14 protein-coding genes are annotated in these 20,240 nt (G+C 75.2%); 7 read left to right on the top strand and 7 right to left on the bottom strand.

Annotation, left to right across the window (positions count from 1 at the left end; genetic code table 11):
* Positions 1–8: 8 nt before the first annotated feature.
* The 4 genes from ACH47X_RS24030 to ACH47X_RS24015 form a co-directional block, all read right to left on the bottom strand.
* Positions 9–4,385 carry a hypothetical protein gene (locus ACH47X_RS24030; protein WP_397407586.1) on the bottom strand — a complete coding sequence of 1,459 codons (4,377 nt, stop codon included), beginning with the start codon at positions 4,383–4,385 and terminating at the stop codon, positions 9–11.
* Positions 4,386–4,411: 26 nt separating this feature from the next.
* On the bottom strand, positions 4,412–5,530 hold the full coding sequence (locus tag ACH47X_RS24025; RefSeq protein WP_397407584.1) for a diacylglycerol/lipid kinase family protein: 1,119 nt from the start codon (positions 5,528–5,530) through the stop codon (positions 4,412–4,414).
* A 33-nt stretch (positions 5,531–5,563) separates the two neighbouring features.
* Complete coding sequence (locus ACH47X_RS24020; protein ID WP_142032120.1) at positions 5,564–6,361, bottom strand: glycosyltransferase family 2 protein; 798 nt, start codon at positions 6,359–6,361, stop codon at positions 5,564–5,566.
* Positions 6,362–6,556: 195 nt separating this feature from the next.
* Positions 6,557–7,381 (bottom strand): DUF5926 family protein, encoded by an 825-nt coding sequence (locus ACH47X_RS24015; RefSeq protein ID WP_036962572.1) that lies wholly within the window; start codon positions 7,379–7,381, stop codon positions 6,557–6,559.
* A gap of 85 nt (positions 7,382–7,466) precedes the next feature.
* On the opposite strand from ACH47X_RS24015, the gene ACH47X_RS24010 reads away from it, so the two are divergent.
* The gene (locus ACH47X_RS24010; RefSeq protein ID WP_397407582.1) at positions 7,467–8,771 is read left to right on the top strand and encodes a CoA transferase; all 1,305 of its coding nucleotides are present in this window, start codon (positions 7,467–7,469) and stop codon (positions 8,769–8,771) included.
* 53 nt (positions 8,772–8,824) lie between these two features.
* On the opposite strand, the gene ACH47X_RS24005 is transcribed toward ACH47X_RS24010, so the two are convergent.
* The 3 genes from ACH47X_RS24005 to ACH47X_RS23995 form a co-directional block, all read right to left on the bottom strand.
* Positions 8,825–9,679 (bottom strand): hypothetical protein, encoded by an 855-nt coding sequence (locus tag ACH47X_RS24005; RefSeq protein ID WP_397407580.1) that lies wholly within the window; start codon positions 9,677–9,679, stop codon positions 8,825–8,827.
* A gap of 256 nt (positions 9,680–9,935) precedes the next feature.
* Positions 9,936–11,357 (bottom strand): hypothetical protein, encoded by a 1,422-nt coding sequence (locus ACH47X_RS24000; RefSeq protein ID WP_397407578.1) that lies wholly within the window; start codon positions 11,355–11,357, stop codon positions 9,936–9,938.
* A gap of 171 nt (positions 11,358–11,528) precedes the next feature.
* The gene (locus ACH47X_RS23995) at positions 11,529–13,010 is read right to left on the bottom strand and encodes a glutamyl-tRNA reductase (RefSeq protein ID WP_397407576.1); all 1,482 of its coding nucleotides are present in this window, start codon (positions 13,008–13,010) and stop codon (positions 11,529–11,531) included.
* Positions 13,011–13,059: 49 nt separating this feature from the next.
* Here ACH47X_RS23995 and hemE point away from each other — a divergent pair, with 49 nt between their 5' ends.
* The 6 genes from hemE (at position 13,060) to hemL (ending at position 20,193) form a co-directional block, all read left to right on the top strand.
* Complete coding sequence (gene hemE, locus ACH47X_RS23990) at positions 13,060–14,145, top strand: uroporphyrinogen decarboxylase (protein WP_397407574.1); 1,086 nt, start codon at positions 13,060–13,062, stop codon at positions 14,143–14,145.
* Positions 14,142–15,716: a protoporphyrinogen/coproporphyrinogen oxidase gene (locus ACH47X_RS23985; protein WP_397407572.1), complete on the top strand. Its 1,575-nt coding sequence runs from the start codon at positions 14,142–14,144 to the stop codon at positions 15,714–15,716. The genes hemE and ACH47X_RS23985 overlap by 4 nt, the downstream gene beginning before the upstream one ends.
* A 122-nt stretch (positions 15,717–15,838) precedes the next feature.
* Positions 15,839–16,909, top strand: coding sequence for a hydroxymethylbilane synthase (gene hemC, locus ACH47X_RS23980; RefSeq protein ID WP_397407570.1), 1,071 nt, complete (start codon positions 15,839–15,841; stop codon positions 16,907–16,909).
* Entirely contained in the window at positions 16,906–17,826 is a 921-nt protein-coding gene (locus ACH47X_RS23975) for a uroporphyrinogen-III synthase (RefSeq protein ID WP_397407568.1), read from the top strand. Before hemC ends, ACH47X_RS23975 begins: the two co-directional genes overlap by 4 nt.
* A 79-nt stretch (positions 17,827–17,905) precedes the next feature.
* The gene (hemB, locus tag ACH47X_RS23970; RefSeq protein WP_397407662.1) at positions 17,906–18,853 is read left to right on the top strand and encodes a porphobilinogen synthase; all 948 of its coding nucleotides are present in this window, start codon (positions 17,906–17,908) and stop codon (positions 18,851–18,853) included.
* Positions 18,841–20,193 (top strand): glutamate-1-semialdehyde 2,1-aminomutase, encoded by a 1,353-nt coding sequence (gene hemL, locus ACH47X_RS23965; RefSeq protein WP_397407566.1) that lies wholly within the window; start codon positions 18,841–18,843, stop codon positions 20,191–20,193. Before hemB ends, hemL begins: the two co-directional genes overlap by 13 nt.
* The last annotated feature ends 47 nt before the right edge of the window (positions 20,194–20,240 follow it).

The raw sequence follows: 20,240 nt of genomic DNA, 5'->3' as shown, positions 1-20,240 counted from the left end.
GACAGAGCCTATCGGCGCCGCCCCGCAGGTGTGGTCCGCAGCGCGACCATCGTGAGCAGCGGCACGGCCGGGATGAGCGCGATCATGGCGATCCGCAGGCCGAAGTCGTTGACCAGCGAGCCCAGCACAGCCATGACCCACATCGCCACGAGGGCGGGCCGCAGGAACTCCCAGCTGCGTTCCGCCCGCGTGAACCACGCCGGCGTCAGGCGCGCGCGCCACGCCTCCGGACCGAAGAGTGCCAGCCCCACCAGCACCAGGACCGCCACCGTGGCCCAGACCGCCGGGCCGCCCGTGATCGAGTTCAGCGCGTACAGCGCCTTGCGCAGCAGCGTGGAGACCGCCTCGCCGTCGACCACCTGGCCCACGAACCGGCCGAGGTGCGAGCGCGAGTCGGGCGGGCGCAGCCAGTCCAGCACGCCCACCAGCGCGACCACACCGACGCCCGCCGCCGCGACCCAGGTGAACCGCCAGAGGGTCAGCCGCAGCCCGGACGCCGCGGTGGCGACCACCACGAACGCCGGGACCAGCACCAGCCCTCCGCCCAGGTCGGCACCGAGCGTGGGCCAGACGTCGACCGCCATCGCGATCACGCCCACGACGGCCACCGCCACCGTGGCCAGCACCCGCCTCCCGCGCGAGACCAGCAGCTGCGCCAGGGCGGCCGCGAGCACGATCGCCGCGACGGCGTACACCGAGAACGTCGGGTTACCGAAACCGTAGAACCGCGCGCCGAACGTCGGCGCCGACCCCAGCGGGGCCGCCCGGTTCAGGGGCGTGCCGAACAGCGCGTCCAGCGTGAGCGCGACGAACGTGATGCCCGCGACCACCGCCGGGGCGGCCCACAGGGGTCTTCTGGGTGCGAGCAGGCTCAACCCGGTCACGGCCGCCGTCACGAGCAGGGTGGCCCCCAGGATCGCGAGCACGGGCAGGTCGAACCGCCACCAGCCGGTGAGGGAGACCAGGAACCCGCCCGCGGGCAGCGCGGTGAGCGCCGTGGCGGCGACCACCGCCGCCCGCCGCAGACCACCCGGCACGACAGCTACCCGGCGCGGCACCAGCCAGCATGCCGCCGCCAGCGCGAGGCCCAGCCAGAACGGCACGTCGACGAGCCAGATGTACGCGTCGCGGCGCACGTGGTCGCGCGCCGTCATGTCGGCGAGCTCGTCCGCGGTGAGCCACGCCGAGGCGGGGCGCTCGCCGGCGCGCAGCAGCGGCGTCGGGTCGATGTCGGCGGGCAGGTCCACGCCGACGGCGTCGAGCACCACGGCCGGGACGTCCATGAGGCGCCCCACGCCCTCCGTGCGGGTCGCGGTACTGGCCAGGTAGCGCGGCAGCCCCTCGTAGTCCGTGGACGGGCGTACCAGCGCCGGGCCCAGCTCCAGCGCGTGCTCCGGCGTCGTGGCGACGTCGATCACGAGCACCGTCGCGTCCGCGGGGGCGGCGTCCAGCACCCGCCAGACCGCGAGATCGACGGCGGCGACCAGGTCGGCGCGGAGCTCGGCGACCTGCTCGGCGCCGTCGGGCCGCTTCTCCAGCTCCGCGCGCTCGGCGGTGTCCAGCAGGGCGGATCCCGCGTCCACGAACGTGACCGGGCAGTCCCAGGCCCCGGAGCCGGACGCCAGCGCCGAGTCGAGGTCGTAGTAGCGGCCCACGCCGCCGTCGCCGTCGGCGAGCGCGACCGCAGCGCCGGGCCCGACCGCCGTCGTGCACCGGCCGGAGAGCGCGTCGCCGAACGTGCCGGGGTGTGCGGCGTACCCGGAGCCGCGCTGCAGGGCGGTCAGGCGCTCCCACTGGTCGACGACGGCGGGCCGGTCGCCTCCTGCGGCAGCGGCGCCGTCCGCCGCGGCCTCCGCGCCGTCCCCGACCGCGGCGTCCTTGCCGTCGGCCGCGTCGTCCACCGGGGTCACGGTGATCTCGTCGCAGATCCAGTGGTTGTCGGCGTCGCGCTCGTCGGCGATCTCGGCGAGGCGACCCGCGGACAGGCTGAGCCAGCCGCTGTCGGGGCAGCGGGCCGCGCGACCGTTGGGCAGGGTGAGGCCCGCGGCGTCCGCGCCGTCGGTGAGCAGGCCGTACAGGGTGGGGGCGGGCGCTGTGCCCGTGTCGAGGGACGGCTTGACGTCCGTCCAGCGCAGCCCCTGGGTACCGATCACGACGACGTCACCGCCCGGTGGCACCACCGGTTCGCCGCTGCTGAGGGAGCCGGACTCCTCGCCGGCGGCCTCGGCACCGGGCACGGGGAGCACGGCCGCCGCGAACAGCAGGCTGAGCAGCAGCGCGCCGGACAGGCCCAGCACGGCCGACGGCACGCGACGCACCGGCTCGGTGCGCCGGCCGGAGGGCAACCAGCCGCGGGCGCCGAGGAACCGGGTCACCAGGTCCGGGCGCACCGCGAGCATCCCGAGCAGGGCGAACGGGACGAACAGGGTCAGCCCTCGCAGCCGGTCCCCGAAGAACGGCGCGGCGTCCACGCCCACCGACACGAGCGCGACGACGGCCACGACCGCCGCGGCCGACCACACCGGCCGGGTGGGGCGGGGGGTGTCGCGGCCCACGGCGCCGTCGCCCAGCAGGGAGTCGGCGGTGGCCGCGGTGCGGCGGCGCGCCGCATAGGCCGCCAGGCCGCCCGCGAGAACCAGCCCGGCCACGGCGTAGATCAGGAAGGCCACGCCCGAGAACCCGTAGAACCTGTCCGCGGTGGCGAGCGACGGGCCCAGCAGGGAACCCTGCAGCAGCGTGAAGCCGGTGACCCCGTCGATCGTGAAGACCAGCCAGGTGACCCCCGCGGCCGCGACGGCGTTGCGCCACGGAGCGGCGGGCAGCAGCCGCGAGACGCCGCGCACGGTCAGCGCGACGGCGACCGCCGCGACCGTCAGCGACAGGGCCAGGCCGAACTCGGGGGCGGGCCAGACCCACCAGCGCGAGAGGGTCGCGAGGCTCGCCGCGGCGGGCGCCGACACGGCGAGCAGGACGGCGCTCAGGGCCAGCCGCTGCCGGTAGGGACCAGGCTCCCGGCGCGGGCGGGCCGCCCGCCGGGGCAGCACCAGCACGAGCACGGCGCTCAGCAGGAAGAGGACGATGACGCCCGCGAACGCGGGGACCTGGGCGGGGATCGTGTCGGCCAGGACGTTGATGTACTGCCGGTTCTCGACGGTCCGGGCGACCGTGGTCCGGCGCGGCTCGCCCACCTCGATCGGCATGCCGTCGATCGTGGGCTCCTCCAGCTCCGGGTCCGGGAGGGGCTCCTCGGCCTCCGGGTCCGGCAGCGCGCCGCCGGCCTCGGCCGCGGTGGCCGTGAGGTCCGTGAGCTGCACGAACCCGGTGCTCCGCGACGCGTCCGACGTCAGCCAGCGCACGCGCGGCACGTCGACCGTCCAGTCCACGACGACCTGGAGGCCCTGCTGGGTCAGCGGCGTGTCGGCCACGCCCGCCACGAGCACGCGGGTGCCCGCGGGCAGGCTGCGGGCGAGGCTGTTCAGCGTGCCGTCCAGCTCCTCGAGCGCCTGGGCGCGCTCGGGCCCCTCGGGCAGGCTCCCCGCGTCGATCACGGTGACGGGGCACGCTGTGAGGGCCTCGTCCCAGGCCGGGCCGCGCGTGCCGGACGCGCCGGCCGACCCCGCGGCGCCCGTGCTGCTCAGGGCGTCCAGCGAGGGGACGTACCGGCTGACCGTGCCGTCCTCGCGGGCGAGCATCACGGCCGCACCCGGACCGACCGCCGTCGAGCAGGTGTCCGCCTCGGCCAGCATCTCGCCCAGGAGGCCCGGCGCCGGGGCCTTCGCGCGGTCCGCGGCCTCGGTGGCCACCGCGTCCTCGTCCTCGTCCTCGTCGGACTCGGGGAGCTGGGCCCAGCCGTCGATCGTCGCGCCGGCCGGCTCCGCGTCGCTGCCGCGCTGAGCGGCGTCCGTGGTGGGCACCGGCACCGGGGTGCACGACGTCGCCCCGCGTGCCTCGCCCTGCTCGTCGTCCCGGCCCCGTGGCTCGGGCCGGGCGGCACGCTCGGCGCTGCCCGCCGAGACCGTGCGGCTGCCGGCCGACAGCGTGAGCCACGCGTCCAGCGGGCACGTCGCGGGCGCCGCCGTCCGCACGTTGATCGAGGCGACCGAGCCACCGCCGATCATGTGCCACAGGTTCGGGGTGGTGCTCCGGGACACGTCCGTCCACCGCAGGCCCGCGACCCCCACCACCACGACGGGGGCGGGCTCGGGGTCCGCAGTCCCTTCCGACTCCACGCCGGCCGCCGTCCCGGCGGCCGGCGCCGAGGCGGCGGCATGACCGGTCCCGGGACCGGCCGCGGCGGCCGTGGGGCCGGTCAGGCCCAGCAGGGCCGCGACGAGCATGACCAGGACCGCGGGCACCGTCCGGGCCCGGTTGGAGCGGGGATTCACCCGCCCAGGGTAGTTGGCCGCGGGGGTCACGGGGCCCGGACCAGCAGCGCGCCCGGCTCGACGCGCACGTCGATCTCGACCGCGCGCCCCAGCGGGTCGCCGTCCACCTGGGCCTCCTCGCCGGCCGGCACGCGGATGCGCGCGCGGCGGGCCTTGGTGTGGTCGATGCGGCCGAGCTTCTCGGGCAGCTCGTTGCGCACCCCTACCCCCTGCATGGCGATCTCGAGGGTCAGCTGGGCCCAGCCGAGCACCCCGCCGCGCACGTCGACGGCCGCGACGTCCAGCACACCGTCGTCGAGCACGGCATCGGGCAGCAGGGTGACGCCGCCGGGGAGCATGCCGCAGTTGCCGACCATGATCGAGCGGGCGCGTGCTTCCACGGGCGGGTGGTCGTCGAGCTGGAGGGTGGCGCGCATACGCCGGGCCTGCATGTGGGACAGACCCGCGACGAAGTAGGCGACCCAGCCCACCTTCTTCTTCAGGTTCGAGTCGGCTGTGGCGACCATCGCGGCGTCGAACCCCAGGCCCGCGATGACCAGGAAGATGTGCTCGCGCTCCGTGTCGGGCTCGTGGTCGGGCTGGTTGGGGTGCTCGTCGTTGCGCGGGGTCTCCGCGAACTGCACGACCCGCAGCCAGCCCACGTCGATGGCCCGGGTGCGGCCGTTCAGGATCACGTCGAGGGCCTCGCCCACGCCGGTCAGCGGCAGCTCGAGGTTGCGTGCCAGCAGGTTGCCCGTGCCGACCGGCAGGACGCCCATCGGCTTGCCGGTGCCCACCATCGACTCGGCGACGGCTCGCACGGTCCCGTCGCCGCCCGCCGCGATCACGATGTCCGCGCCGTCGGCCAGCGCCCGGCGGGCCTGGCCCTTGCCCGGGTCCTCGATCGTCGTCTCGTACCAGAGCGGCTCGGGCAGCCCGTGCGCCTCGCAGTGCGCGCGCACCAGGCCGGGCAGCGCGCCCGCGTGCAGCTTGGAGGGGTTCACCACGACGGCGACCCGGAGGGCCGCCTGCACGCTCTGCGGCACCGCCCGCCGTCCGTCCCGGCGCCGCATCCGGGCCTGCAGCGACCAGGCGCCCACGGCTACCGCGAGGACCAGTACGCCGATGCCGATCGCGACGATCCCGAGCCAGGCCTGCCACTCCATGGGGTCAGAGTACGGGGCCTGCCTGAGGGTCGATCAGCTACGGACGTTCGAGCCCGCGTGCCGCACGGCGTCCACCGCGCCGCGCATCTTGCGGGCGTTCACGGCGAGCAGGACGTCGCGGTACTGGGCCGCCCGGTGGATCTGGCCCTTGAGGTCGTTGGCGGACGCCCGGTGCTTGAGGTCGCACGGCACCTCCACGGCGACGTACCCCTTGCGCAGGAGGTCGATCGTCATGCCCGTCTCGACGCCCCAGCCGCGGGCGAGCGGCGTGGCGGCCTCGAAGGCCTCGCGGGTGAGGCAGCGCATGCCGGACAGCGGCTGCGACGGGCTCCAGCCCGTCATGGCCTCGATCGCCCGGCGTGACGCGCCGACGACGACGCCGCGGCCGCCCGCGCCGGCCTGCTTGGGCAGCAGGGCGATCGCGAGGTCGGCCACGCCCTCGCGGACGGGGCGCACCAGCGGCGCGGTGTTCACGGCGGTGTCGCCGAGGTCGCCGTCGATGAACATGAGCAGCCGCGGGGGACGCCCGTCGGCGTCACGCATGGCCACCACCGCGGCGCCGGTCTCCATCGCGGCGGCCTTGCCGCGGTTGTGGGAGTGGCGCACGACGACGGCGCCGGCGGCACGCGCGACGTGCTGCGTGTCGTCCTCGGAGCCGTCGTCGACCACGAGCACGAGGTCGACGTGTGGGATCGCACGCGCAGAGCGCACGGTAGCGGCAATGCGCTCGGCCTCGTCCTTGGCGGGGATGATCGCCGCCACGCGCTGGACGTTCTTGCCTGCCTGTGCATTGCCGGGACGCGTGGTCTTCGCGACCGGGAGAGCGTTCACACCTGTCCTGCCTGAAGCGTCGATTTGCCTTGGTGGGTGTCCGGATAGCCCTTTGCTTGGTGAGTGCAAAGGTTTACCCCTGGAATCCTACTCCCTTGGTCCGCTAGTTGCCGAAACCAGGGTCGCTCGTGGCGATCCGCGGTGACAGCCCTAGCGTTCTGGGTCGCTCGCGCAGGACCGGCCGGGGCGTCCGGTCTAGCGCAGGGTGACCTGCCGGGAGACGATACCCGCTCTTGCGCGTCGCTCGTTCGCATCAAGCGGCTCCTTGATGGAAAGTGCTTTCGCGAGCTTCTCCCCCAGCTCCTTGACCGGGCCCTCCAGGTCCTCCGCCTGGGTCCCCTTCGGCAGCTCCCAGACCGGGACCACCAGGCCGGACGCGCGAAACGCTCCCACGAACCTTCCACCCGCGAGCCCTGACTCCCGCTTTGCGTGCAGCCGGGAGATCGCGTCGATCACGTCATCCTCGGGCTCCGGACGGGCCCAGCGGAGGAACTCGCGCGACATGCTGCACCAGTAGGCGGACTCGACCGACGACACCTTGACCGTGGGGATCGCGCCGTCGGCGGCGTCCTCCAGGTTCTGCTTGAGGTCCGGTGTGAGGTCCGCACTCGGGTCCAGCCAGTAGTCGAACGTGTCGTGCACGGTGACCTCGAACGGGACGCTCAGGTCGAGCACGTCCTGCAGGCGCGGGCCCTCGCCCGGCAGCTCGACCGACTCGACGGCCGTACCCGGCTCCAGCTCCATCGCGTCCAGCAGGGCGGCCGCGAGGTCGCGGCTCACGTCGCCCGACCCGACGATGCCCTGCACCGCGAGCAGCAGCGTGCCGTCGGCACGGTGCAGTGCCGTCCAGGCACCCGGCAGGAGCGTCACGACCGTGACGTCGCGGGAGCCGTACTCGGCGGTGGTGCGAGCGGTAGCGGTCGCCGACGGGACGATCTCGCGCATCGACACCCAGTCGGTCTCCCCGGGGAGACCTTCGAAGGGCCGGAGCACGAAGTCGGAGGAGGGGTTCTTGGCCATGCGGCGAGTGTATCCGCGCGGATGGAGGCAGATCTGTCGGGCCGGTGATGTTTTCGCGGCAGTGCAGGCGGGACATGATGAAAGCGTGGAACCCTGGCTCGCCGCCCACCTGCCCGTGCTGGACCTCGCGCTCGACGCCGTCCGGTCCGTGCAGCGGGCGGCCGCGCGGGCCGCACGGCCGGCGGACGGCGCCGCGGGGCCGGCGGACCTGGCCCCGCTCGACCCCGCGCGGGTCGCGGCGGGCTTCGCGTCCGACCGGGTCCTCACGCTCGACGGACAGCCCGTGTCCGGGTTCGCCCCGCTCTCGGGGTTCTTCCGCACGGCCGACGGCTGGGTCCGCACGCACGCGAACTACCCGCACCACCGCTCCCGGCTGACGGACCTCGTCGCTCTCCCCGACGACGTCGGACGGGACGCCTTCGCCGAGCGCCTCGCCGGCCTCGCGGCGCACGACCTGGAGGGTCAGGCCGCCCGCGTCGGCGCGATCGTGGCGCGGGTGCGGACCGAGCAGGAGTGGCGCGAGTCGGCGCCCGGCCTCGCCGCCGCGTCGGGCCCGCTGGTGCGCGTGCACGTGCGGGACGGCGGGAACGGCGCGGGTGCGGGCGCGGTGGCGGACAGCGCCGCGCCGCTGGCGGGCTTCCGCGTGCTCGACCTGACCCGGGTGATCGCCGGGCCGGTGGCCACGCGCACGCTCGCACTGCTGGGCGCGGACGTGCTGCGGGTGGACCCGCCGGACCCCGCGGAGATCGGCTGGCAGCACCTCGACTCGGGACAGGGCAAGCGCAGCACCGTGCTGGACCTCCGGGACGACCGCGACCTCCGCACCGCCCAGGACCTGCTCGACTCCGCGGACGTGCTCGTGACCGGCTACCGGCCGGGCGCGGTCGAGGGGCTGGGCCTGCGGGTGCCGCCAGGCGTGGTGACCGGCCGGGTGTCCGCCTGGGGCGACGAGGGGCCGTGGGCCGGGCGGCGCGGGTTCGACTCGATAGTGCAGGCGGCCAGCGGCATCGCGCTGCTGGAGGGCCGTGACGGGACCCCTGGCGCACTGCCCGCCCAGGCGCTCGACCACGCCTCGGGGTACCTGCTCGCGGCGGGCGTCGTGGACGCGCTCGTCCTGGCGGACCACGACGGGCTCGGCCGCGACGTCTCGGTCTCGCTCGCCCGCACCGCGGCCTGGCTGCTGGACCTGCCGGGACGGGACCCGCTGCACCCGGCTGCCGCGGCGCCGTCGGGCAGCGGGCCGGACGACGGCGCCGGGGTGACCGTGACGCACGCGGGCGTGACCACGGCGCGCCCGGTGCTGCCGGGGTACGACGACTACCCGCACCCCGCGCACGCATGGGGCACGGACGCGCCGGGCTGGCGCACCCGCGGGGGCCCGGGGACGTGACGGCGCCCGGGCAGCAGGCCCGGGGCCTCGTCAGGCCCGGCTCGGGGAGGACGTCAGGCGCGGACGCGGCCGCGGCGGGCGACCAGGAGCGAGCCCGCGCCACCGAGGACCAGGGCACCGGCCGTGGCGGTCAGTGCGGTGGCCTCGGCACCGGTCGTCGCGAGCCGGACGGGCGCGTCCAGCGTGGCCTCGGTGAGCGTGGGCGCGTTCTGCTCGATGCTCTCGGCTGCGGCACCCTCGCCGGGGACGTACGCGGTGAGCTCGGCGCCGGAGGTGTCGACCGCCTCCGGCGTGCCCTCCCACTGCTGACCCGGCGCCTGCACGGCGCTCTGCGGCTCGGAGGCGGTGGCCACCGTCGTCGTGGTCGCGGTCTCGGCGGGCCGCTCCGCCTCGACGGGTGCGGGCTGCTCAGCGGTCTCGGCCGGCTGCTCGACCTCGGTCTCGACCTGCGGCTGCGCCTCGGCGGCCGAGTCGTTCACCTCCTGGACGTACTCCCGGACGGCGTCGCGCACCTTCTCGCGGTCCTCCTGGCTCCAACCGGCCTCGTGGCCCTGCGCCTGGTTGCGGTCGCCCTGGGACTCGTCGCGATCGCAGCTGCCGTCGGAGCGGCCCTCGTCGTAGCCGTCCTGGGAGCCGGTGTACTGCGGTACGTCGTAGTTCGGCTGCGTGTAGGCGGCCGGCTGGTACGAGCGCGGCGCCCGGTCGGAGTGGCGGCCGCCCTGGTGGCCGTCGCGACCCCGGTCGTGGCCGCGGTCGTGGTCCGCGGAGTGCCCGTCGTGCCCGCGACCCTCGTGGGCCATCGCCGGGCTGGCGATGGCTGTCGCCGCGGTGGCGAGCGCGAGCGTCGCCACGACACGGGTGGCCGTGGACTTGGCGACGGACGAGGTCTTGACTGCGGCGTGCTTCATGGGAGCTGCTCCAGCTGGTCGGCTACAACGGCCCGGAACCCGGGATGCCTTGACGCTACCTGATCGGTAATAGCAGGAAAAAGGGGTACACCGGAAAAACCCGATCCGATGGTAACGATCAGATAACAACGGACGAAAGAATGGAACCTTCCCAAAGCGCCAAAGAACGCGAACGGGGTGGAGCGCCAAAGGCGCTCCACCCCGCGTACGTCAAGGTCAAGACCGAAGAGGCTGGGGTCCTCTCGGGGGCATCAGCTCAGGAAAGACCCCCCAGCAGGCCACCGGTGAGGCCGCTCACGGCACCCCCGGTCAGGCCGTCCACGGTGCCGGTCACGCCGTCCACGGTGTCCTTCACGGCACCGCCGGTGACACCCTCGACGGTGTCGGTCACGGTCTTCACGGCGGGCTTGGCCACGCCGTCCACCACCACGTCCTTCACGACGGGCTTGGCCACGCCGTCCACGACGACGTCCTTGACGACCGGCTTGGCCACGCCGTCCACGACGGTGCCCTTGACGACCGGCGTCACGACGTCCTCGACGACGTTGCCCTTGACGACGTCCCCGACGACCCCGCCGAGCACGACGTCCCCGACGACCGGCTTGGCGACGCCGTCGACGACACCCGGCACCACGTCACCGGTCACGGTGCCCACGGCACCCGGGACCACGGAGCCCGTCACGTTGCCGACGGTCGAGGTGACGCCCGGCACGACGCCGCCCTGGACGGTGCCCACGGCACCCGGCACGACGTCGGTCACGGCCGGCTTGACGACGCCGTCCACGGCGACGTCACCGACGACCGTCTCGACCGCACCGGCGGCCGGGGTGGTGACCTTGGCGACGATGCCCGGGACGCTCGCGACGACACCGGGGACGTTCGAGACGACGCTGTTCACGACGCCGCCCACGCCACCGAGCACGCCCGGCAGGTTCGCGGTGAGGCCGGCGACCGGAGCGGTCACGCCGCCCAGCACGTTCGGCACGTTGCGGATCACGTCGGCCACGGTGGCCGGCACGTTCTCGACGGCGCCGCCCGCGACGCCCGCCACGGTGCCCGTGGCACCGGACACGACGTCGCCCGCGGCCACGCCGCCCACGACACCGTTCACGACGTCACCCTGCAGAGCGCCACCGGCGACACCGTGCACGACGCCGGTCGCGTTGCCGACCGCACCGGTCGCGGTGCCGACGACGCCGGTCGCGGTGCCGACCACGCCGCCGCCGAGCACGTTCGCCAGCGCCGCCTTGGCGGTGCCGGTCACACCGGAGACGGCCGAGCCGCCGGTCACGCCGGAGACGACCCCGGAGACGACCTGGGGTGCCGCGCCCTGGAGGGCGCCGGACACGTACTGGGCCGGCTCGTAGTTGGGCGCGAGGGCCGTGGTGGGGGCGATCGAGGCGGGCAGCTCTGCCTTCTTCACGACGTCCGTGACCACGTCGGTCGCGGGCAGCGAGCCGGTCAGCTCGCTGAGGTCGATCGAGGTCGACGACAGGGCCGGGACGGTCGACTTCAGGCCCTCGGCGGTGGTGCCGAGGTCCCCGAGGGAGTCCAGCGGCGAGGCCTCGGCGGCCATGGCCGGCGCGGCCATGCTCGTGGCCGCGGTTGCGATGGCGACGGTCGCGATGGTCCGCGCGCCCGCCGATGCGGTCTTCTTCTTGTGTGCTGCGTGCTTCAAAAGGTGCTCCAGCATCTCGATGCGCAAATGCGCGTTCGGTCCTTGAGCCACCGAACCTAGTGCGGACCACCGGGTGAATAAAATCACCCAGATCACGATTCGGTAACGAAGACTGCTTTGGACCCGAGATACCAGTCCGCCCGGCATATCCGGACAATTATCACCGGTTGATTATCGGCGCGTGGGACGGTCCGCGCCTCGCCGGGCGGACGCCTCCAGGGTCAGGGCCTCGGCGCCCTCGACCAGTGCGGCCTCCGCGGCACGCGCCTCGGCGGTGGCCCGCGCGCGGACGGCGACGATCTGGTCGTGCAGCTCGGCGTGCGCCCGCTTGCGCACGTCCCGGGCGATCACGTCGACGTCGGACTCCTCGGGGCCGGGCTCGCCACGCAGCGCGAGCTCGTCGGCCAGCCGGGCGACGGCCGCGTCGATCTCGGCCACCACCCGCACCTCCGCCTCGTCCAGCAGGGCGACGACGGCGGCGTCGGCCTCCCGCCCCAGGCGCGTCTCCTCGAAGCGCCGGGCGGCGGTGTCCACGATGTCCTGCGCGTGCGCGACGACGTCCCGTGCGACGGCGGGCGCGTGCGCCTTCAGGGTGGCGAGGTCGTAGAGCAGCACGCCCTCGACGTCGGCGACGCGCGGGTCGACGTCGCGGTGCAGGGCGAGGTCCAGGATCACGAGCGGGCGGGGCTCCGGCTCGTCGCCGGCACGCTCCGCGGCCCGCTCCCGGGCGCGCACCACCGCGGCGGCGTCGAGCACGTGGCCCAGGCTCGCCTCGGGGCCGCCGTCGCCCGACAGCCCCTGCGGCAGCACCGCCTGGCCGCCGAGGTTCCCGGCCACCACGGCGCCGAGCTGCTCGTCGTCGGACTCCGCGCGCGCCGCGAGCGCCCGCCCGCGGGCGCCGCTGCAGCTCACCACGATGTCGGCGTCGGCGAGGGCCTCGACGAGCGAGTCGACCGGGCGCACGCCGTGCGACTCGGCGAAGGCCGCGGCCCGGCCCGACTGGGAGAAGACGCCGATGTCCTCGCAGCCGCGGGCCCGCAGGGCCGCGACCGAGGCGCCCGCGTACGAGCCGGTGCCGATCAGCACGGCGCGCGCGCCGTCCCACGGCGGCAGCTCGGTCTCGGCGAGGTCCAGCGCGAGGGCGACGACCGAGCGGCCCGCCGCGCCGAGCTCCGTCTCGGTGCCGACGCGCTTGGAGGTGCGCGACGCCGTCTGGAACAGGAGCTCGAGGGTCTTGGAGGTGGTCTCCTGCTCGCGGGCGATGGCCAGCGAGCGCTTCACCTGGCCGGCGATCTCGCGCTCGCCCACGACCATCGCGTCCAGGCCCGACGCCACGGCGAAGAGGTGCTCGGTGACCTCCGGCCCGGTGCGGACGGTGAAGCTGCGCGCGGCGACGTCGCCGGTCACGCCCGACGCGTGGGCCACGAGCTCGGCCACGTGGCGCGTCGCGTGCTTCACGCTGTCGCCGCTGAGCGGCGCGTCGACGTCGAGGTAGAGCTCGAAGCGGTTGCACGTGGAGATGACCACGGCGCCGGCGACGGGGCCGCACGTGCCCACGACGACACGGCCCACTGACGACGAACCCGTGGACAGGCGCTCCAGCGCGTCGAGGTCGAGCTCGCGGTGGCTGGCGGTGAGGGAGAGGAGAACCACAGTGCTCCAACTTTATGCACCGTGGCCGGGCAGGGCAGAATCGGGAAGCGTGAAGTCCACCACGATCACCCCTGCTCATCCGCTCGCCGACGGGCGGACCACCGCCGCACCTCTCGTGCAGGCGCTCCGGGGTGAACGTCCTGGTCGCACGCCCGTCTGGTTCATGCGGCAGGCCGGCCGCTCCCTGCCCGAGTACCGCGAGGTGCGCCGGGGCACCGGGATGCTGGAGGCCTGCCTGCGGCCCGAGCTCGCGGCCGAGATCACACTCCAGCCCGTCCGCCGGCACGGCGTCGACGCCGCGGTCTTCTTCTCGGACATCGTGGTGCCGCTCAAGCTGGCCGGGGTGGGTGTGGACATCACGGCGGGCGTGGGCCCGGTCATGGACCAGCCCTACCGCACGGCCGAGGACGTCGCCCGGCTCACCTCCCGCACGCTGGACGACGATGCGCTCGCGCCCGTCCGGGAGGCCGTCGCGCTGACCGTCGCCGAGCTGGGGTCGACACCGCTCCTCGGGTTCGGCGGCGCGCCGTTCACGCTGGCGGCCTACCTCGTGGAGGGCCGCCCGTCGCGCGACCACCTCGCCGCGCGCACCCTGATGCACGCCGACCCCGAGACGTGGGACGCGCTCGTGACGTGGACCGCCGACCTCACCGGGTCGTTCCTCCGGGCACAGGTCGAGGCCGGCGCCAGCGCCGTGCAGCTGTTCGACTCGTGGGCCGGCTCGCTGTCCCTGGCGGACTACACGTCGCGGGTCGCCGCGTCGTCGACCCGGGCGCTGTCGTACGTCGCCGACGCCGGCGTGCCCGCCATCCACTTCGGCACCGGCACCGGGCACCTGCTGCCCGCGATGCACAAGGTCCTGGCCGACGCCGGCCTGACCGACCACGCGGTGGGCATCGACTACCGGACGCCGCTCGACGAGGCCGCGGCGCTGCTGCCCGGTGTCCCGCTCCAGGGGAACATCGACCCCGCGCTGCTGGCCGCCCCGTGGGAGGTGCTGGAGGCCCACGTGCGCGACGTCGTCTCGCGCGGGCTCAAGGCGCCCGGGCACGTGGTGAACCTGGGTCACGGTGTGCCGCCGGACACGGACCCGACGGTGCTGACCCGCGTGGTCGAGCTGGTCCACTCGTTGTGACCTCGTCGGCCGCGGCTCACGACGGCGGTGCCGCGGCGGGCCGCGCCGCTGGGACCGGACGCGCCGGGGAGGCGGGACGCGCCGTCGAGGTGGCCGACGCAGTCGTCGTCGGGGCCGGGATCGGCGGGCTGGTCGCCGCGCACACGCTCGCGGAACGCGGGCTGCGCGTCGTCGTGCTGGAGGCCGCCGACCGGGCGGGCGGGCCGATCCGGGGCGGGTCGTTCGACTCGCTGCCCGACGTGCCCCTGGACCTCGGGGCCGAGTCGTTCGCGGTGCGGGGCGGGTTCGTGGAGCGGCTCGTCGCCGGGCTCGGGCTGACCGTCGAACCGCCCGCCAGTCTCTCCGCCTGGGGTTACGCCGCCGGACGCGCCTTCCCGCTGCCCGCCGCCGGAGTCCTCGGGATCCCCTCGCGGCCCTGGGCGGCCGACGTGCGGCGCGCGATCGGCTGGCCGGGCGTGCTGCGGGCGTCGCTCGACCGGGTGCTGCCGGCGCGGCTCGTCGACCCGACCGACCTCGGGGCCCTCACTCGGTCGCGGCTCGGCTCGCGGGTCGCGGACCGGCTGGTCACGCCGGTCGCGGCCGGCGTGCACTCGGCGCCGCTCGACCGGCTCGACGTCACCGCCGTCGCCCCCGGGCTGCTCGACGCGTACGAGCGGACCGGGTCGCTGTCGCGCGCCGTGGCGTCGCTGCGGGCCGCGGCACCGCCCGGGTCGGCGGTGCGCGGGATCGACGGCGGGGTCCACGCGCTGGTCGACGCCCTGGTGAACCGGCTGGACGTGCGGTTCGGAGCGCGGGTGACAGGCGTGGAGGGGGCGGACGGCGGAGCCGGGCCGGACCGGCTGGTGCACGTGGCCGACGGCCGCGCGCTGCGCACGCCCCGCGTGGTCCTGGCGGTCCGCCCGGACTTTGCCCCAGTTCTGGGGCCTGACACCGAGATCGGTCCGTCGCATCGAGACCGGTCGGTTGACGGACCGGTCTCAGAGCAACCGACCGAAGTCGACGCCGCCACCACCGATGCCGCCGCCGGGCAGCGGACCACGCTGAAGCCGCCCGCGCGGCCCGAGCGCGGGGCCGACATCCGGCTCGTCACGCTGCTGCTGGACGCGCCCGCGCTCGACACGGCGCCACGCGGTTCGGGAATGCTCGTCGCCCCGGGCACCGCGCCGGGCGCCGTCCGCGCCAAGGCACTGACCCATGCGACCGCGAAGTGGCCGTGGCTCGCGCGCCGGGTGCGCGACGCCGCCGGGCCGGGAGTGCACGTGGTGCGCCTCAGTTACGGCCGCCTGGGCGAGCCGACCCCGGAGCCCACCACGCAGGAGGCCGCGCGTGACGCCTCGGCGCTGCTCGGCGTGGACCTGACCGGACGCGTGCGGGACAGCCTGCACCAGCGCTGGGACGGGGCGCTGCCCCCGCCGACGCCGGACTACCGGGCCGCCGTCCGGCAGTTCGAGGACGTCGTCCTGGGCGAGCCCGGCCTCGACGTCACGGGCGGCTGGATCGCCGGTACGGGGCTGGCGGCGATCGTCGCGCACGCCGGCCGCACGGCCGAGCGGCTGGGCGATCAGGCCTGAGGGGGGTCCGGAAAGCGCGTTCCGGCGCGACGTTCTGACAACCCGTTACCAACCCTGTGAAATCCGTCCATCGGGCACCTTCCGGTTTCCTCCCGGCGGGGGTTCGGGTGGAGACTGGGTTGGTGACCCCGACCCCCCTGTCCGTCAGCACATCCGGAAGCACCCCGGCCGACGCCACGCCGATCCGCCTGGGTACCCGCGCGAGTGCCCTCGCCACGACCCAGAGCGGTCTGGTGGCCAAGCGCCTCGAGGAGCTGACCGGCCGGCCGGTCGAGCTGGTGCACATCCGGACCGAGGGCGACGTGAAGACCGGGAGCCTCGCGAGCCTGGGCGGCACCGGAGTCTTCGTGACCGCGCTGCGCGAGGCGCTGCTGGACGGGCGCTGCGACGTCGCCGTCCACTCGCTCAAGGACCTGCCGACCACGCCCGCCGACGGCCTCACCTACGTGACGCCCGAGCGCGAGGACCCGCGCGACGCCCTGTGCGCACGCGACGGCCTGACCCTCGCCACGCTCCCGCGCGGCGGGCGGGTGGGCACCGGCTCGCCCCGGCGCGCCGCGCAGATCCGCGCCGCCCGGCCGGACCTCGACGTCGTGGACATCCGCGGCAACGTGGGCACGCGGCTCAACCGCGCGCTCGGCCCCGAGGCTGACCTCGACGCCGTGGTCCTCGCGTTCGCGGGGCTCTCGCGCCTGGGCCGCACCGAGGTGATCAGCGAGGTGCTCGACGTCGACGTCGTCTCCCCCGCCCCCGGGCAGGGAGCGCTCGCCGTGGAGGTGCGCACCGCGGACATCGTGTCCGAGGCCGGCGCCCCGCCCGTCGCACCCGGCCCTGCGACAGGCTCAGGACACCGTCTCGCCGAGGCGATCCACCTGCTCGACCACCGGCCGACCCGCCTCGCGGTGCTCGCCGAGCGCTCCGTGCTGGCGCGGCTGGAGGCGGGCTGCGCCGCCCCGGTCGGCGCGCACGCCACCGTGTCCGGCTCGGTGCTGCGCCTGCGGTCCGTCGTCGCCGCCGTGGACGGCTCGGAGCAGATGTCGCGCGTCGGCGAGACGCCGCTGTCCCAGGACGTCGCGCCCGAGGCCCTCGACGCCGCCGCCCGCACGCTGGGCGTCGCCGTCGCCGAGAACCTGCTCGCCGACGGCGCCGAGCGGCTCGCCCCGCTGAGCGCGACCGTCCCGGAGAAGGCGTGACCGAGCAGGTCCCCCCGATGGTCGCGGCCGCGCGAACCCCCGGACCTGCCGCGCCGGCCGTCCTGGTCGCGCGTTCCCCGGAGCGCGCGGCAGGCCTGCTGGCGCTGCTGCGCGAGCGTGGGCTCGACCCGGTCGCGGCGCCCGTGATCGAGCGTGCTCCCGTCGAGGACCCGGCCGCGCTCGACGCCGCCCGCGAGCGCCTCGCCGCCGGCGCGTACGAGTGGGTGGCGATCACCAGCGTGAACGCCGTGGACGCCCTGCTCGGTCCGGTTCCGGACGAGGGCACGCCGGGGGGCGAACACATCTCCGCGAGGCCCGTTGCGCAGAGTAGACAACGTCTACCGAGAGCAACACACCCGGGACCACATGTGTCTCCTCCGGGCGACACGCCGGGGGCCGAAACGCCCGACGCGGCGCCTGGCCGGACCGTCGCGCCCGGGCCGGCGCCGGTCCGCTGGGCCGCCGTCGGGCCGGCGACAAGGCATGCCCTGGCCGCGCACGGGCTCTCCGTCGACCTCGTGCCGGAGACCGCGACCGGAGCCGGCCTCGCCGACACGTTTCCCACGGCACCCGGCACCGCGCAGCGGGTGCTGCTCCCGCTCGGCGATCTCGCGGCCGACACCGTCCGCGCGGGCCTGGTGGCCAAGGGCTGGGTCGTCGATGTCGTGACGGCCTACCGCACGGTCGCGCACGAGATTCCGCCGGAGCTGCGCCGACGGTACGACGTCGTCGTGGTCGCCTCCGGGTCGGCCGCCCGGCAGGTCGCCACCCAGCTGGGACCCCAGCGCGTGGTGGCGATCGGGGAGTCGTCGGCCCGCGTGGCGGGCGACGTCGGGCACACGGTGCTCGGCATGGCCGAAGCACCCACGGACGCGGCCCTGGCCGCGGCCGTGACCGAAGCACTCGTCAGGACCTGATGCACCAGACAGAAAGAAGGACACCGTGAGCACCACCGGGATCGTGTACCGGCCGCGTCGTCTGCGCGCCACGGCGGGCATGCGCCGCCTGGTCGCCGAGACCCGCCTGCACCCTGCCGACCTGGTCCTGCCGCTCTTCGTCAAGGAGGGGCTGACCGAGCCCGCGCCGCTGGCGAGCATGCCCGGGCAGGTGCAGCACACCGAGGAGTCGCTGGTCGAGGCGGTGCGGGCCGCACGGGACGCGGGGCTGGGCGGCGTCATGCTGTTCGGCATCCCCCAGGTCAAGGACGCGAGCGGCTCGCAGGCCGACGCCGCGGACGGCATCCTGCAGCGGGCGCTGCGTGCCGCCCGCGCGGCGCTGGACGAGGGGCTCGCCCCCGGTGCCGCCACCCCGGTGCTGATGGCCGACACCTGCCTGGACGAGTTCACCGACCACGGGCACTGCGGCGTCCTGACGTCCATAGGGGCTGTGGACAACGACGCGACGCTCGCCCGCTACGCCTCCATGGCGGTGGCGCAGGCGAAGGCGGGCGCGGACGTCATCTCGCCGTCGGGCATGATGGACGGCCAGGTGGCGATGATCCGCGACGCGCTGGACGACGCGGACCTCCTCGACACGAGCATCCTCGCCTACAGCGCCAAGTATGCGAGCGCGTACTACGGACCGTTCCGCGAGGCCGTGGACTCGGAGCTGAAGGGCGACCGCAAGACGTACCAGATGGACTTCGCGAACGCCCGCGAGGGGCTGCGCGAGGCAGACCTGGACCTCGCCGAGGGCGCCGACATCGTGATGGTGAAGCCGGCCGGGTCGTACCTGGACGTGCTGCGCGCCGTCGCCGACCGGAGCGACGTGCCCGTGGCCGCGTACCAGGTCTCGGGCGAGTACGCGATGATCGAGGCGGCCGGTGCGAACGGCTGGATCGACCGCGACCGCGCCGTCCTGGAGTCCGTCACGAGCATCAAGCGGGCGGGCGCCGACGTCATCCTCACCTACTGGGCCCTCGAGATCGCGGGGTGGATCAAGTGACCGCGCCCGAGGCGAACCACGCGGCGTTCCTGCGCGCGCAGGGCGCGATCCCGGGTGGTGTGAACTCGCCGGTCCGCGCCTACGGCAGCGTGGGCGGCGACCCGCGCTTCCTCGCCTCGGCCAGCGGCCCGTACGTCACCGACGTCGCAGGGCGCGAGTACGTGGACCTGGTGTGCTCGTGGGGTCCCGCGCTGCTGGGGCACGCGCACCCCGACGTCGTCACCGCGGTGCAGGACGCCGCCGCGCGCGGCCTGTCGTTCGGTGCCCCGACCGTGGCCGAGGTCGACCTCGCGGAGGAGGTGCGCCGGCGGGTCCCCGCGGCCGAGCGCGTGCGCCTGGTCTCCACCGGCACCGAGGCGACGATGACGGCGATCCGCCTGGCCCGCGGCGTCACCGGCCGGCCGCTCGTCGTCAAGTTCGCCGGCTGCTACCACGGGCACATGGACGCGCTGCTGGCCGAGGCCGGCTCCGGCGTCGCGACGCTCGCCCTGCCGGGCTCGGCGGGCGTGACCGAGGCGACCGCGGCCGAGACGCTGGTGCTCCCCTACAACGACCTCGCCGCCGTCGAGGCGGCGTTCGCGCAGCGCGGCTCCGAGATCGCCGCCGTCATCACCGAGGCGTCGCCCGCGAACATGGGCGTGGTGCCGCCGGTCGAGGGCTTCAACGAGGGCCTGCGCCGCATCACGTCGGCGCACGGCGCGCTGTTCATCACGGACGAGGTGCTCACCGGTTTCCGCGTGGGCCCGGCCGGCTGGTGGGGTGTCGAGAACGACGCGATCCGCGCCGCCGGGGGCGAGGGTTACACGCCCGACCTCTTCACGTTCGGCAAGGTCATCGGCGGCGGCATGCCCGTCGCCGCGCTGGGCGGCCCGGCGTCGGTCATGGACCACCTGGCGCCGCTCGGACCCGTCTACCAGGCGGGGACGCTGTCCGGTAACCCCGTGGCGGTCGCGTCGGGCCTGACGACCCTGCGCCTGGCCGACGACGCGGTGTACGCGCGCGTCGACGAGGTCTCGCGCGTGCTGTCGGACGCCGTGGGCGCGGCGCTGACCGCCGAGGGCGTGGAGCACCGCGTACAGCGCGCGGGCTCCCTGTTCTCGGTGTTCTTCGGGCCGCTGGCCGCGGCGTCGGGCGTGCGGGACTACGCGCAGGCCCAGACGCAGGAGACGTTCCGGTACACGGCCCTGTTCCACGCGATGCTGGAGGCCGGGGTCAACCTGCCGCCGTCCGTGTTCGAGGCCTGGTTCGTCTCCGCGGCGCACGACGACGCCGCCGTGAACCGGATCCTGGACGCGCTCCCGGCCGCGGCGAGGGCCGCGGCGGCGGCCCGGCCGACGTAGAACCAGGGCGAGACAGAACCCCGGCGCGTGCTGGGGTTCTGTCTCGG

The sequence above is a fragment of the Promicromonospora kroppenstedtii genome, assembly GCF_044389675.1.
Lineage (GTDB): Bacteria > Actinomycetota > Actinomycetes > Actinomycetales > Cellulomonadaceae > Promicromonospora > Promicromonospora kroppenstedtii.
This window is presented reverse-complemented; position numbering and strand designations above follow the sequence as displayed.

Bases quoted from the DNA above. Each gene is read 5' to 3' on its own strand.
- hemB (WP_397407662.1), top strand. From the start codon at position 17,906: ATGCGCCGCCTGGTCGCCGAGACCCGCCTGCACCCTGCCGACCTGGTC.
- ACH47X_RS24025 (WP_397407584.1), bottom strand. From the start codon at position 5,530: ATGGAGTGGCAGGCCTGGCTCGGGATCGTCGCGATCGGCATCGGCGTA.
- ACH47X_RS24015 (WP_036962572.1), bottom strand. From the start codon at position 7,381: ATGGCCAAGAACCCCTCCTCCGACTTCGTGCTCCGGCCCTTCGAAGGT.
- ACH47X_RS24005 (WP_397407580.1), bottom strand. From the start codon at position 9,679: ATGAAGCACGCCGCAGTCAAGACCTCGTCCGTCGCCAAGTCCACGGCC.